The 14,969-nt window shown below is 35.5% G+C and carries 10 protein-coding genes; all 10 read left to right on the forward strand.

What is annotated here, in order from left to right; genetic code table 11:
• Positions 1-9 precede the first annotated feature (9 nt).
• Entirely contained in the window at positions 10-1,833 is a 1,824-nt protein-coding gene (locus V7P73_RS09885; protein ID WP_333853159.1) for a RagB/SusD family nutrient uptake outer membrane protein, read from the forward strand.
• Between the two features lie 249 nt (positions 1,834-2,082).
• A complete protein-coding gene (locus tag V7P73_RS09890; protein ID WP_333853160.1) occupies positions 2,083-4,653 on the forward strand; it encodes a pectate lyase family protein in 2,571 nt (856 codons plus the stop codon).
• 120 nt (positions 4,654-4,773) lie between these two features.
• Positions 4,774-5,796 (forward strand): pectinesterase family protein, encoded by a 1,023-nt coding sequence (locus tag V7P73_RS09895; RefSeq protein WP_333853162.1) that lies wholly within the window; start codon positions 4,774-4,776, stop codon positions 5,794-5,796.
• A gap of 108 nt (positions 5,797-5,904) precedes the next feature.
• On the forward strand, positions 5,905-6,903 hold the full coding sequence (locus V7P73_RS09900; RefSeq protein WP_333853164.1) for a DUF4861 family protein: 999 nt from the start codon (positions 5,905-5,907) through the stop codon (positions 6,901-6,903).
• Between the two features lie 200 nt (positions 6,904-7,103).
• On the forward strand, positions 7,104-8,348 hold the full coding sequence (locus tag V7P73_RS09905; RefSeq protein WP_333853166.1) for a glycoside hydrolase family 88/105 protein: 1,245 nt from the start codon (positions 7,104-7,106) through the stop codon (positions 8,346-8,348).
• A 157-nt stretch (positions 8,349-8,505) separates the two neighbouring features.
• Complete coding sequence (locus V7P73_RS09910) at positions 8,506-10,143, forward strand: glycoside hydrolase family 43 protein (protein WP_333853345.1); 1,638 nt, start codon at positions 8,506-8,508, stop codon at positions 10,141-10,143.
• A 26-nt stretch (positions 10,144-10,169) separates the two neighbouring features.
• Positions 10,170-11,006 (forward strand): rhamnogalacturonan acetylesterase, encoded by an 837-nt coding sequence (locus tag V7P73_RS09915; protein WP_333853168.1) that lies wholly within the window; start codon positions 10,170-10,172, stop codon positions 11,004-11,006.
• Between the two features lie 98 nt (positions 11,007-11,104).
• Positions 11,105-12,772 carry a glycoside hydrolase family 28 protein gene (locus V7P73_RS09920; RefSeq protein ID WP_333853170.1) on the forward strand — a complete coding sequence of 556 codons (1,668 nt, stop codon included), beginning with the start codon at positions 11,105-11,107 and terminating at the stop codon, positions 12,770-12,772.
• 28 nt (positions 12,773-12,800) lie between these two features.
• Positions 12,801-13,745, forward strand: a complete 945-nt coding sequence (locus V7P73_RS09925) for an alpha/beta hydrolase (protein WP_333853172.1) — start codon at positions 12,801-12,803, stop codon at positions 13,743-13,745.
• Positions 13,746-13,749: 4 nt separating this feature from the next.
• Positions 13,750-14,721 carry a pectinesterase family protein gene (locus V7P73_RS09930; RefSeq protein ID WP_333853174.1) on the forward strand — a complete coding sequence of 324 codons (972 nt, stop codon included), beginning with the start codon at positions 13,750-13,752 and terminating at the stop codon, positions 14,719-14,721.
• The last annotated feature ends 248 nt before the right edge of the window (positions 14,722-14,969 follow it).

Genomic DNA, 14,969 nt, shown 5'->3' on the forward strand with positions numbered 1-14,969 from the left:
TTCAAAAAAATGAAAAAACATAAACTTTTAATTGCAATATTAAGCTGTACACTAACTTTTTCTACAATTACTTCTTGTAATGACTTTTTGGATGCAGAAAATATTTCTAATTCTAATGAAGCTCAGCAATTTGACAGTACAGCAGATACCTTCACAGCTTTGATTGGTGTTTACAACCAGATTATTGGTGATGATGGTTACGGGCAAAGAATCAGTTTGTATTTTCCACAATCTGGAGATGACTTCAAAACATCAGGCGATTATAATTGTAATGATAGAAGAGGACTTAGTACTTACGGTGCTTGTACATCCAATCCGGATCTTAACAAGCCTTTCCTGAAATTATATTCAGGGATTGAAAGAGCTAATCTTGTAATCAAAAACATTCCATTGTCTCCGGTTTATCAAACAGGTTCTGCAGCAGATAAAAAATTGATGGATCGTTATTTGGGAGAAGCTTATGCTTTGAGAGCATTATTCTATTTTGATTTGATTAAAAACTGGGGAGATGTACCAATGCAAATGGTTCCTTCCTCTGATCTGGAATCGGTTTATTTGCCAAAAACAGACAGAGATGTCATTTATGATAAAATTATTGCAGATCTTGCAACTGCTGCAGAATTAGTTCCTTGGAGAAGTGAGGCTTCTGTCTCTAATACAAGATTTTCAAAAGCAGCTGTCAAAGGTCTTAGAGCAAGAATTGCTCTGGCTAGAGCCGGATATTCTTTGAGAAGAGATCCCAGAATTATGGCAAAAGGTTCTAACTCAGAAGTGTATTACAAAATCGCTTATGATGAGTGTAAAGATATTATTGAAAAAGGACAACACGGCCTGAATGCTAATTTTGAAGCAACTTTCAGAGCGTTACACGATAATACAGAAGATGCCGCACACGAAGTGATTTTTGCGGTAGGTGCTTTTGGGGGGAATGCTGCAACTGATAGTAAAATAGGTTATTACAATGGGATGAGACATGATGATGCTTCTAACTGGAAAAGTAGTGGAGGTATTAACGCTATTGCAACTTATTTCTATGAGTTTGGAAAATATGATGTTAGAAGAGATGTAACTGTAGCATCAATGCAAATCACTGCAGCTAATCAAGCAGTACCTTCAACAGGGGTTCTTTGTACAGATGGAAAATTCAGAAAATCTTGGACGAGCATTACTGGAACAGCACAGAACTTGGCAATCGACTGGCCCTTATTAAGATATTCTGATATTTTATTAATGTTTGCAGAAGCTGATAATGAAGTGAATGGTTCGCCATCTGCAGAAGCGGTGAATGCAGTGAAGCAAGTTAGAGACAGAGCTTATGTTGGTAATCTTGGACAAGTTGGAACTATCCCGACTGATAAAACAGGATTCTTTAATTATATTGTTCACGAGAGATTATTAGAATTTGGTGGCGAAGGTCTTAGAAAATATGACTTGATCCGTTGGAATCTTTTAGCAACTAAAATTGCTGAAACAAAACAGAAGTTATCAGATTTATTAAATGGGACTGGACAATACGCGAATGTTCCTTCATACATCTATTACAAAGATTCTCCTTATGACAGAACAAAATCAGCACAATCAGCACTTCAGGCAATCGATATTTATGTTCCTGCAGGTGTGGATAGGTCAGATGTTTATTACACACCATCAGTTGCAACGACGCCTACAGGTTATAAGAGACTTAACTGGAGAGTAGCGGTAACTGCAGATTATATAAGCAGTCCTTTAAAAGGTTACGCTCAGTATTTTGAGGCAAACAGAAAAGAATTGTTCCCGATCTATGATGATATTATACTATCAAACTATAATCTGAAACAAGATTACGGTTACTAGAATATAAGAAATTCTGGACTAGAATTTTTTAAGTTATTATATTTTTAATTTTTTTTGAAGAATCACTCTGTCAGGGTTTTATTCCCTGATGGAGCTGACTCTAAGGACTTCTTTGTCCAAATTTTTACACAAAACAACTACTGATATTATTTAAAATTAGTTAATGAGAAGGGTTCGTTGAAGGTCAACACTAATTATAATAATTACTTTTTATAAAAACTCGTAAAAAACTCATTTAATAAATTTTATATGAATAAACTGAAACTACTTTTTGTATTCTTTTTACTTGCATTTATGCAGGCATCAGGACAGTCTGTTACATTCAACGAATCAGCAGGCTGGATAGAAACTGCCTTTGTAAAATGGCAACCGGTAGAAAATGCCGGAAGATATAATGTTTACTATTCCGGAGAAGGTGTAGTAAACAAACAAGTTGACGATTATTTGATTCGTAGTTATGGATCATATCTGAGAGCTGATATTTTAGGTCTTAAAGCAGGAAATTATACAATTACTGTTAAGCCTGTAATTTTAGGAATCGAAGGCTCTGGCTCTACAACTGGTACTTTGACAGTTCTTCCACAGGATAGAAATGGATTTGCATTTAATGGAGGAAGGGTTCCTGGCGGATACAAAGCTGACGGAACACCAAAAGATAATGCGGTCATTCTTTACATCACTGAAAAAAGTAAAAACACCATTTCTTTCAATGTTATTACGAATAACAACGGAAATACAACTAACTATGTTGGCTTCCAAAATATCTTTTCCGGTATCAAAAAAGGTATTGACAAGAGACCATACATCTTCAGACTAGTTGGTAATATTACCGATTTTACTGATATGGAAGGTGGCGATCTTGTGGTTGAAAACAAGAATAACGATTTAAGTTACATTACTGTAGAAGGTGTCGGAAATGATGCAACTGCTAACGGTTGGGGAATCCGTGTAAAGAATGCAACCAATGTTGAGATTTCAAATCTTGGATTTATGAATTGCGACAGTAGCGAAGGTGATAATATCGGGATGCAACAAAACAATTCTTACATCTGGGTTCATAATAACGATTTATTCTATGGACACGCTGGTAGCGATGCGGATCAAATCAAAGGTGATGGAGCATTGGATAACAAAGGAACATCTTATGCAACGTATGCTTACAATCACTTCTGGGATTCTGGTAAAGCAAGTTTGTTAGGATTAAGTGAAAATACAACTGCTGGTTTGTACGTGACTTATCACCACAACTGGTTTGATCATTCAGATTCTAGACATCCTAGAGTTCGTTATTATTCTGCTCATATTTATAATAATTATTTTGATGGAATTTCTAAATACGGTTCAGGCTCTACAGAAGGTTCTTCTTTATTTTTAGAAAACAATTATTTCAGAAATGCTAAGAATCCAATGATGATTTCTTTGCAGGGAACAGATGTTTGGAATCCTTCAAAACAAATGAATGATCCAACCAACCAGGGGACTTTCTCTGGTGAAGATGGTGGTTTGATTAAGGCTTTCAATAACATAATGGACGCTGATATTGCAACTAATTCTATGCGTTTTGTAGCTTATGCGGATCCAAATCCTTTATATAACATCGAGGGGAAAATCAATTCATTGACAGATTTTGATGCATATTTAGCAACAACACGTGGCGAAACTGTTCCGGCAACTGTGAAATCAAAAGTTGGTGCAAAAACTTACAATAACTTTGACACAGATGCTTCCCTTTATGTGAAAAATTTATCGGTTGAAGATCCAACAGCAGCAAGAGATAGAACTAAATCGTATGCAGGACGTGTGCAAGGTGGCGATTTCAAATGGACTTTTGACAACGCTGTGGATGACAAATCTTATACTGTCATTACAGGTTTAAAATCTGCTTTAACAAGCTATGGAACTTCTATGGTTTATATTCAGGCAGAAGGAAGTTCTCAGACTTTGGTAAACACTTCTGGGAACAAAGATCAGACAATTTCTACTGGTTCAGCGGTTGCTCCAATTATTTTTACTTGGGGAGGAGATGCGACGGATGTTACATTAACTGGCGTTGCTAACGGTCTTACTTTTACCAAAGATGCAAACGCTAAAACTGTTACAATTACTGGAACGCCAACTGAAACTACTTCTTATACAGTTACAACTGTTGGTAATTCAGGAACTTCAGCATCTATCAGTGGAACTGTAACTGTTGGTCCTGGCAATCCTGGTGAACCTGGTTCAACAGATGGAATGATTCACAATTTTACAACATCAGGGAAAATAAGTACGTTCTACACAATTACTGGTAATATGAACTCTACGGATGGTTCTCAATCTTACGACGGATTAACGTTGACAAAACGTTTCAAAATGGAATCTTCTACAAGTATCAATTACACAACAACAGCAGAATCTACATTAACTTTAGTTTTCGATGCTGACTTTGCTAAAGTAGTTAAATTCGATGGCGTGAATTACACAGCATCTAACGGTATTGTTACAATTCCTAATGTCACAGGTGGTCAACATACGATTTCGAAAGGTGATACAACCAATTTGTACTATATCAAGACGGCTTATGCAACCATGGCAACATCTGATATCAACAAAGCTCAGGTTACTTTATATCCAAATCCAGTTTCTGATTATCTGCACATAAACACCGCTGGAGAAAAAGTAAAAAGTGTTAAAGTTTACAATATTGCAGGTGCTTTGGTTAAGAATATTGCCGATGCTAAAGCAGATTCTGTGGATTTGAGAAACCTTACAACTGGTAATTATATTATAAGTATCACAACTGATAAAGGAACTATTACCAAGAAGATTATCAAAAAATAATCATCAATGATATTAGATTTTCTAAATTTATTTAGATAAGATATTATTATTGTTAATTTCATACAAGTTTTCATCCCAAAAGGGGTGGAAACTTGTATATTAAAAAAAGATTCAAAAAAAATGAAATTGTTAAAGTCTAAAAACCTGTTATCGTTTTTTTCTTTCATCCTTGTTTTGGTTTGTATCAATTCTTTCAGCGTTATTCATAATTCTGAAAAAGTTTATACAGTTTCAAAAGACGGAAAAGGAGATTTCAAAACAGTTCAGGAAGCGGTCAATGCAGTTGAAGATAAGTTAGAATCTAAAACTAAGATTATCATCAAAAAAGGAATTTATAGAGAGAAAATCACAGTTCCAATAACCAAAGGTGCCATTTATTTTGAAGGCGAAAGTTTGACAGAAACTATTATTATAAATGATGATTTTGCATCAAAAAAAAATGCTGAAGTAAAAGAAATGGGAACAACGGGTTCTTCTACAATTTTCATTTTTTCAGATAATTTCTCGGCAAAGAATATCACATTTCAAAATGATGCAGGAAAAGTTGGGCAAGCAGTTGCAGTTTTGATTACAGGCGATAGAGCCATTTTTGAAAATTGCAGATTTTTGGGATTTCAAGATACTTTATATTTGAAAGGCGAGCAGGATGTTCCGACACCAAAAAGAGAAATTCGTCATTATTTCAAAAACTGTTACATAGAAGGTACAACTGATTTTATATTCGGGGCAGCAACAGCCGTTTTCAAGGATTGTACAATCTATGCGAAAGAAAGCGCAACTTATCTTACAGCAGCTTCAACACCGGAAAATACCAAATATGGATTTGTTTTCAGGGACTGCAAAATCAAAGGCGCTGCTAAGCCAGAATCTGTTTATCTTGGAAGACCTTGGCGACCTTTTGCGAAAACAGTTTTTATAAATACAGAAATTTCGAATGTCATAAAAGCGGAAGGTTGGCACAATTGGAAAAAACCGGAAGCTGAGAAAACAACTTTTTACGCAGAATTTAATTCTAAAGGAATTGGAGCTAATTCGGAAAAGAGAGTTTCTTGGTCTCATCAATTAACCAAAGAACAATCCAAAGAATACGCTATCAAAAATGTGCTTTCAGGAAAAGACAACTGGAATTTTAAAATAAATTAATTATTAGAAATGTCACACGGAGCGAAGTCGAAGTGTCTTTGCGACTTAAAAATATTGAATTGAATAAAAAATCTTAGCAGACTTTGCGTTCAAAAAAAAATAGTAAAAATGAAAAACATCATCCTAAAAACTGTTTATTCAGGACTTCTGATAAGTTTCATCAACTGTTCTGCACAGACAGATGTTATCCAATCAATTAAAAAAAATGGGAATGCACCATTTTCTTACGCCGAATTATCTGTAAAAGAAGGCGGAAAGTGGGAAAGAAACAAGTACATTGGAGGAACTTTCAAAAACGTTAGTGAACTAATTATTCCTGCGGAACATACAGACCATTCGTCGTATATCAGGTACGAAGGAATTGGTTTGGAAAACAATCAGGTTGGTTACAGATTGTATTTGGATTGGCGTAATGCAACGGATATTTTTGGAAAAAAAGTTAGCACTTTAGTATTACCGGAAGTTGGTCAGGATGGTTTCGAATCTTACCATCACGATGCGCCTTGGGGACAGGATATTTTGAAATCCGGACGTACAATTGGCATCGGTTCTTATGGAAGATATGATGAACAAAATGATTTTGTAGAAACATTCAAAACGGTAAAATCAACAACAGCAAAAGTTATCAACGGGAAAGATAATTCTTCAGCTATTATCGATTACAAAGGTTGGAAAACTTGGGGCGATGCGATAGACTTACAATCCAAACTCACGATTTTTAACAGAGATCGTTTTGTAAAAGTAGATTTGACGTTGAGCAATACCATTTCAGGATTATGTACTGGGATTGTGGCATTTGATAATATTCCGGCTAAACAAGCCGTAAGCAAGAACAAAAAGTGGGCTTACATTGCGACTTTTGGTCAGCAGACTTTGGCTAAGAAAGAGGACAATCTGGGGATGGCGGTTTTCTATCCTATCAACAATTTAGATAAATATGTGAAGACCAAATCCACTCATACGGTGGTTTTCAAAAAGACCAAAAATGTATCGTATTACTTTTTGGGAGCTTGGTCACAAGAACCAAATGGCTTAAAAACAGAAACCGAATTCTATAAGGATTTAGAAAAAAAATTAGACCAACTAGATAAAGAAGGAAAATTGTAAATGGAATAATTTGGGCAGCTTAATCCGCCTTCCGCTCCCAATCTTTTTGTCATTGCGAACAAAGTGAAGCAATCTGTTGAACTTTAGTACAATCGCAATAACAAAAAGGATTTCCGCTCAAGTCGGGCTGCGTGCAATTCAACTTTAAACCAATCATCTCAATCTATTTAATTAGAAGAGAAAAATAAAAAGTAAGAAAAATGAGATTCAACAAACTCAAAATATTAACTATTGCAGCATTCGCATCAGGATTATTTTTTTCTTATGCGCAACAACCGAAGCAGACCAATCAAAAAGTATCGAAAGTTACAAGACAGACCATTTCTACAAAATTGCCTTGGTCAGAAAGGATGATGCAGTCTGAAATGAAACGTTTTCCAGAAGCTTGGATGTTAGATTTTTTCAAAACACCAAAATGGAGTTATCCCAACGGGTTGGTTTTGAAAGGCGCAGAACAACTCTTCAAGAAAACAGGAAAAAGAGAATATTTTGATTATATAAAAGGATATGCAGACGAATTAGTCAATGCAGATGGAACCATCAAAACCTATGATATCAACAAATACAATCTCGATATGCTGAATTCCGGCAACGTTTTGATTTATCTTTTCCTAGCAACTAAAGACGAAAAATATCTGAAAGGCGCTCAATTGTTGAGATCACAATTGAATGATCATCCAAGAACTTCAGAAGGTGGATTCTGGCATAAGAAAATCTATCCAAACCAAATGTGGCTAGACGGTTTATATATGGCGGAACCTTTTTATGCGAGTTATACAAGATTGTTTAATGACGGCGCAGAAGCAGACAGAGCTTATATTGATATTGTTAATCAATTTGACGTAATCCAGAAACATTTTGTTGATCCTAAAACCGGATTGTTATATCACGGCTGGGATGAGAGCAAGGAACAACAATGGGCAGATAAAGAAACAGGACTTTCTCCTAATTTCTGGGGAAGAGCAATGGGCTGGTACGGAATGGCCATCGTAGATGTTTTGGATTACTTGCCAGAAAATCATCCGAGAAGAGAAAAATTGATTGGTTATTTGAAATCTTATTCAGAAGCTTTGTTGAAGGTTCAGGATGAGAAAACAGGACTTTGGTATCAGGTTTTGGACAAAGGTGGAGAAAAAGGAAATTATCTGGAAGCTTCTGCGTCATCTATGTTTGTTTACACATTCGCCAAAGCTGCGAGAAAAGCTTATTTGCCAGATTCTTACAAGGCAATTGCTAAAAAAGGATATGATGGAATTATCAAAAATCTAATCACGGTTGAAAAAGACGGAACTGTAAATCTTAACCAAAACTGTGCAGTTGCAGGTTTAGGAGGAACACCTTACAGAAGCGGAACTTATGATTATTACGTTAATGAAGAGATCCGTTCCAACGATCCAAAAGGAACCGGACCATTCATTCTCGCCAGTTTGGAATTAGAAAAATAATGAATAAGTAATATTGATAATTCTTAGAAATCTTACATTGTTTTTCTTTGATGAGTTTTACGCCTTTGCGAACCTTAAAATATTTTCAATAAGTTCAAAAAAATCTTGCGGACTTTGCGTTCAAAAAAATAGTCTAAATAAAATAAAAATTTTGAAAATCAATAAAAAACATATCATCATTTCCTTGTTTGCAATAGCAATCAATCAATTCGATGCACAGAAAACGAAACCTTACGTTTCAGAAGTTTGGGTTTCGGATTTAGGAAATGGAACTTATAAAAATCCGGTTTTGTATTCAGATTATTCTGACCCGGATGCGATTCGTGTTGGTGACGATTATTTTATGACTGCTTCCAGCTTCAACGAAATGCCAGGTTTACCAATTCTTCATTCAAAAGATATGATCAATTGGAAATTAGTGAATTATGCAATAACAGATTTAATTCCAAAAGAACATTTCAATAAACCAAGACGGGGTGATGGTGTTTGGGCGCCAAGTATCCGCTTTCATAAAGGTGAATATTACATCTATTGGGGCGATCCAGATTTCGGAATTTATATGGTCAAAACCAAAGATCCTTTTGGAAAATGGGATGAACCAATTTTGGTAATGGAAGGAAAAGGTTTAATTGATTCTTGCCCGTTTTGGGATGAAGATGGTCAGGCTTATTTGGTTCACGGCTGGGCGGGAAGTAGAGCAGGAGTCAAGAGTATTTTGACCATCAATAAAATGAATCCAGAAGGAACAAAAGTTCTGGACAAAGGCATTCACGTTTTTGACGGACACGATGCACATCCAACAGTTGAAGGCCCGAAGATGTACAAACGAAACGGTTATTATTACATTTTTGCTCCGGCTGGAGGTGTTGCTACAGGTTGGCAATTAGCTTTGCGTTCAAAAAATATCTATGGACCTTATGAAGAAAAAATTGTCTTAGAAAAAGGTTCGTCTAAAATCAATGGTCCACATCAGGGTGCTTGGGTCGATACGCAGAATGGTGAAGATTGGTTTTATCATTTTCAGGATGTGGACGCAGGCGGAAGAATCGTTCATCTTCAACCTATGAAGTGGGAAAAAGACTGGCCAGTCATCGGAATTGATAATAATAAAAATGGAATAGGAGAACCAGTTCTAACATTCAAAAAACCTGATGTTGGCAAATCATATCCAATAGAAACACCTGCGGAATCAGATGAATTCAATGATGATAAAATTGGTTTGCAATGGAAGTGGAGCGCGAATGAAAATATTGTTTGGTCAGCAAAACTTCCAGGAAAAGATTATCTGAGATTATTCTCAATCAAAATTCCGGATGGTGAAAAAAATCTTTGGAATGTTCCGAATCTTCTAACTCAGAAATTTCCAGCTCCAAACTTTGTAGCAACTACCAAAGTCAAATTATTACCTGAAGATGTCAAAGAAGGAAAAACGGCAGGACTTCTGGTAATGGGAATGGATTATCAGTCATTAGTGATTACAAACAAGCCTGACGGATTTTATCTCCAGCTAAAAAATGCTCAAAAAGCAGAAAAAGGCGGAGAAGAAAAAATTCTGAACGAAATTAAATTAAAATCAAACGAAGTTTACCTGAAAGTCAATGTCAGCGAACCAAACGGAATCTGTACTTTCAGTTATAGTGAAAACGGGAAGAAGTTTGAGAATATCGGCGAAACATTTCAGGCAAAACCCGGAAAATGGATTGGCGCAAAAGTCGGGATTTATTCTGTCAGCGATTCCAAAGTTTCAAGAGGTGGTTACGCCGATTTTGACTTTTTCAGAATTACTAAAAATTAAAACGAAATAAATTATAATTATCAAAAATGAAAATATCCTTCAAAAATATCTCAACAGCATTTTTTATCACAGCTTCTGTGATGACTTTTGCTCAGACAGAACAGGATAATCAAAAAGAGAGAATCGTTCAACCTTCCAAAGATAAAAATACAACCAATATTTTTCTAGCTGGCGATTCTACGTTGACAGATTATACTTTGGAAAGTAATTATCAGGAAAAACGTTATCCACAGCAAGGTTGGGGCGGAGTTTTTCAGGAGTTTTTTGTGGCTGACAGTCTTAAAACTTTCAAATCACCATTAACAAAAAATGTTTTGGTTGTCGATAAAGCTAAAGGGGGACGAAGCACAAGAACTTTTTTTCAGGAAGGCAGATGGCGTTATATTTTCGAAAATCTGAAACCGAAAGATTGGGTTTTGATTCAATTTGGTCATAATGATGAATCTGAGAAAAAAGTGGATCGTTATGTGGATGTTCCGGGTTACAAAGAATATTTGAGATTGTTCATTCACCAGACAAGGGAAAAAGGAGCAACGCCGATTTTAGTAACGCCGGTTTCCAGAAATTATCCTTGGAAAGATGGTGTTTTGGGCGACAGCCACGTAGATTATGCGAAAGCGATGATAGAAGTCGGGCAGGAACAAAAAGTAGATGTTATTGATTTGAACAGGCTTTCCAGAGAATTTTTCACCCAAAAAGGAAAAGACTTCGTGACCACAACTTATTTTATGAATCTTCCTGAAGGCAAATACGAAGCCTATCCAAAAGGTCAAAAAGATGATACGCATTTCCAACCGGAAGGCGCAAAAGCAGTTGCTCAGTTGGTTTATAATGAATTCAAAAAAATTGTAAGTAAGAAATAATTATTAAATACAAAAATTTATCTCGTAGATTTTGCCGATTCAGCAAATTTTAAAATCAGCCATATCTGTTTAACCTGCGAGAATTTAAAAAGATAACAATGAAGAAAACGATTAAAATTTTAGCATTAAGCTTGGCAACATTAATTTCAGGAAACGCTTTTGGACAGAGTATTTCTGATATTTACAAAAATGTAGAATTCAAAATGCCGACAGTTGCAGAAACATCTTTTCCTGCAACTTCTGTCAATATCAAAAACTTCGGTGCTGTCCCGGGCGGAATTGTAAAAATTACAGAAGCTTTCAGAAAAGCGATTGACGAAACTTCCCAAAAAGGTGGCGGAACAGTGGTCGTTCCAAGAGGAATCTGGTTAACAGGACCAATCGTTCTGAAAAACAATATCAATCTGCATTTGGAAGATGGCGCTTTGATAATGTTCAGTAGAGATTTCGCGGATTATCCTTTGGTTGATGTCAGTTTTGAAGGGTTGAATACAACCCGTTGCCAGTCACCGATTTCAGCAAAAGGTGCAACCAATATTGCGATTACAGGAAAAGGTGTGATAGACGGAAACGGCGACGCTTGGAGGTATGTGAAAAAAGGGAAAATGACGGATGGACAGTGGAAAGAATTGTTGTCAAAAGGTGGCGTTTTGTCTGCGGACAAGAAAATTTGGTTCCCAAGCGAAAGCTCCAAAAGAGGCTTCGAGAGCACGGCGAATTTCAACATTCCTGAAAAACTAATCACGAAAGAACAACTGGAAGCTGTGAAGGACTTTCTACGTCCTGTAATGGTGAGTTTGGTGAGTTGTGACAGAGTTCTTTTAGACGGTCCAACTTTCCAGAATTCCCCGGCTTGGAATCTTCATCCATTAATGTCCAGTAATCTGATTTTGAGAAATCTAACTGTTAGAAATCCTTGGTATTCTCAAAATGGCGACGGTTTGGATTTGGAATCTTGCAAAAATGTTTTGGTTTACAATAATACATTTGATGTCGGTGATGATGCAATTTGTATCAAATCAGGAAAAGATAAAGACGGTCGTGACAGAGGCATCCCGACAGAAAATGTCATCATCAAAAACAATACGGTTTACCACGCTCATGGCGGAATTGTCATTGGTAGCGAAATGTCTGGTGGTGTTCGTAATCTTCACGCTTCGGATTGTACTTTTATTGGAACAGACATCGGACTTCGTTTCAAAACAACGAGAGGAAGAGGTGGCGTTGTTGAGAATATTTGGATTAACAATGTGGATATGACAGGTATTCCGGCTCAAGTGATTGGTTTTAATATGTTCTATGAAGGTAATTCACCAATCATCGAAGAAGATCAAAATGCTGATGACGAAAAAAGAGTAGTAAAGGATATACCTGTAACTGAAGAAACTCCGATTTTCAGAAACGTTTTCTTCAAAAATATCACAGCTTCTAATTCTTACGAAGCTTTGTCATTAAACGGTTTATCTGAAATGAATCTTAAAAATATTATTGTTGAAGATTCTAACTTCGATACCAAAAAAGCTTTGACAATCGTAGATGCAGACGGAATTACATTGAAAAATGTAAAAATCAAATATACCGACGGAACCGGTGCAACAATCTATAACAGTAAGAATGTTGACATCTCCGGATTGACTTTGGAATCTTCTAAATCTCCTTTGATTAAAGTTATTGGAAGTAAGACCAAAGCCATCAAATTGCCAAAAGGAATTACGGGCGATAAATTGTCTATCTCCAAAGATGTTCCGAAGAATACAGTAAAATAATTTTTCTTATATTTTTTTCTTAAAACGGATGAAGCCAACCAAAGTTAACTTAAATCATAATAGTCATCTGCGGAAGATTTTCATCCGTTTTTCTATTGTATTGATTTCGATTTCAAAGATTTATTCTCAGGAAATCGAAAGACCAAAAGCACAACCTTATACGATAGAAGGATCTTACGAAAAACTGAAAAAGAAATATCCTTTTATTCAGCCTCTGAATTTGGAATTTCCAAAAAATGTCAAAGTCAAAAAAGATGTAGAATACAAAACCAGAAACGGGAAATCACTTTTGGCAGATATTTATTTCCCTGGAAATTCATCTCGGGAATATCCTGGAATTATTTTGGTTCACGGCGGTGGTTGGATTTCAGGAAGTAAGGAAAATGAGAAGTTTTTCGCTCAGGGATTGGCTTCAAAAGGTTATGTAGCAATGGCAATTAATTATAGTTTGAGTGATGTTGCAAAATATCCTGCAGGAGTTGAAGATATCGAAGATGCTTTGAAATTCTTTAAGAAACATCACAAAGAATTTGCTATTAACAAAAAGAAAATTGCAATTGGAGGAAATTCTGCCGGAGCGCAATTGGCGACTTTGGTTGGTGTGAAAAATAAAGTTCAGGCGATTGTCAATATCGACGGAATTGTATCTTTCATTCATCCTGAATCTGAAGAAGGAAGTTACAGCGATTATTGGTTTGGTTTTACAAAATCGCAAAATTTTCAAATCTGGAAAGAAGCTTCACCTTTGGAGTATGTTGGAAAAAATACGCCTCCAACATTATTCATAAACAGTTCTCAACCGAGATTTCACGCAGGAAGAGATGATATGATGAAGTTATTAAAAAGTTATAATATCACAACAGAATTTCACGAAATCAAAGATTCTCCGCATTCGTTTTGGTTGGTTCAGCCTTGGTTTGATGAGACTTTAAAATATACTGTTGATTTTCTGGATAAAGTTTTGAAAAATTAATCCGGTGAAAAAGTTATTTTCTTTTCTGAGTTTTCTATTGATAATTCTTTCCTTTGCTCAATCACCTTATATCACGATTACAGTTGCTAAAGATGGTTCTGGAGATTTTACCACGATTCAGAGTGCGATTAATTCGATTCGGGATTTAGGTCCTGCTGAAGCTTTGATTAAGATTAAATCCGGAATTTACAATGAAAAAGTCGTGATTCCTTCCTCAAAACATTGGATTACAATTGAAGGGGAAGACAAAGAAAATACAATCATTACTAATGATGATTTCTCCGGAAAACTGAATCCTTTAACCAATGAAAAACTCAATACTTTTAATTCTTATACGTTTTTAGTTGCTGGAGATAATATTAAGATTTCAAATTTGACAATTAAAAATTCATCGTGCAATCAAGGACAAGCAGTTGCTCTTCACGTAGAAGGTGACCGATTTGTAATGAAGAATTCCAAAATCTTAGGTTGTCAGGATACGCTTTATACAGCAACTGATCACAGCCGACAATATTATGAAAACTGTTATATAGAAGGAACTACGGATTTTATTTTTGGGCAGGCGACTGCAGTTTTCAAGAATTGTGAAATCAAAAGTTTAGCGAATTCTTACATCACTGCTGCAGCAACAAGCAAAGAAAATCAATATGGTTTTGTTTTTATTGATTGTCATTTGACTGCAAAAGAAGATATTACCAAAGTTTATCTCGGACGACCTTGGCGACCATTTGCAAAGACAGTTTTCATTAATACAACTATGGAAAGCCATATTTTACCAGAAGGCTGGAATCCTTGGAAAGGCGATAAAATGTTCCCTGATAAAGAGAAAACTACTTTCTATGCAGAATTTGGAAGCAAAGGCGAAGGTGGACAAACCGCCAAAAGAGTAGATTGGTCGCATCAGCTTTCTAAGAAAGATTTGAAGAATTATACGATTGAAAATATTTTCAAAAAATCAGATAATTGGATTCCATAAGAATTGTTGCACCAACTAAATTTTTAAGCGTTTCCAAAATTTTGAGTTTTAAGTTTATTTTTTGGGAATTTTTATGCAATCGATTACGTTTAATTTTGATTGAAATCTGAAATTTTTTCTCACTCTAAACAACATTTATAAAAATTTATTTAAACAAATATTTAATGCTTAATCTATCACTATAAAAGCGTTTTTATGTTTAATGTTAACTAAAATTAATTTGTTTTTCCAAAATTTCAAATAAAAAA

This window comes from Epilithonimonas sp., from assembly GCF_036780765.1.
Classification (GTDB): Bacteria; Bacteroidota; Bacteroidia; order Flavobacteriales; family Weeksellaceae; genus Epilithonimonas.

Bases quoted from the DNA above. Each gene is read 5' to 3' on its own strand.
- V7P73_RS09885 (WP_333853159.1), top strand. From the start codon at position 10: ATGAAAAAACATAAACTTTTAATTGCAATATTAAGCTGTACACTAACT.
- V7P73_RS09890 (WP_333853160.1), top strand. From the start codon at position 2,083: ATGAATAAACTGAAACTACTTTTTGTATTCTTTTTACTTGCATTTATG.
- V7P73_RS09895 (WP_333853162.1), top strand. From the start codon at position 4,774: ATGAAATTGTTAAAGTCTAAAAACCTGTTATCGTTTTTTTCTTTCATC.
- V7P73_RS09900 (WP_333853164.1), top strand. From the start codon at position 5,905: ATGAAAAACATCATCCTAAAAACTGTTTATTCAGGACTTCTGATAAGT.
- V7P73_RS09905 (WP_333853166.1), top strand. From the start codon at position 7,104: ATGAGATTCAACAAACTCAAAATATTAACTATTGCAGCATTCGCATCA.
- V7P73_RS09915 (WP_333853168.1), top strand. From the start codon at position 10,170: ATGAAAATATCCTTCAAAAATATCTCAACAGCATTTTTTATCACAGCT.
- V7P73_RS09920 (WP_333853170.1), top strand. From the start codon at position 11,105: ATGAAGAAAACGATTAAAATTTTAGCATTAAGCTTGGCAACATTAATT.
- V7P73_RS09925 (WP_333853172.1), top strand. From the start codon at position 12,801: ATGAAGCCAACCAAAGTTAACTTAAATCATAATAGTCATCTGCGGAAG.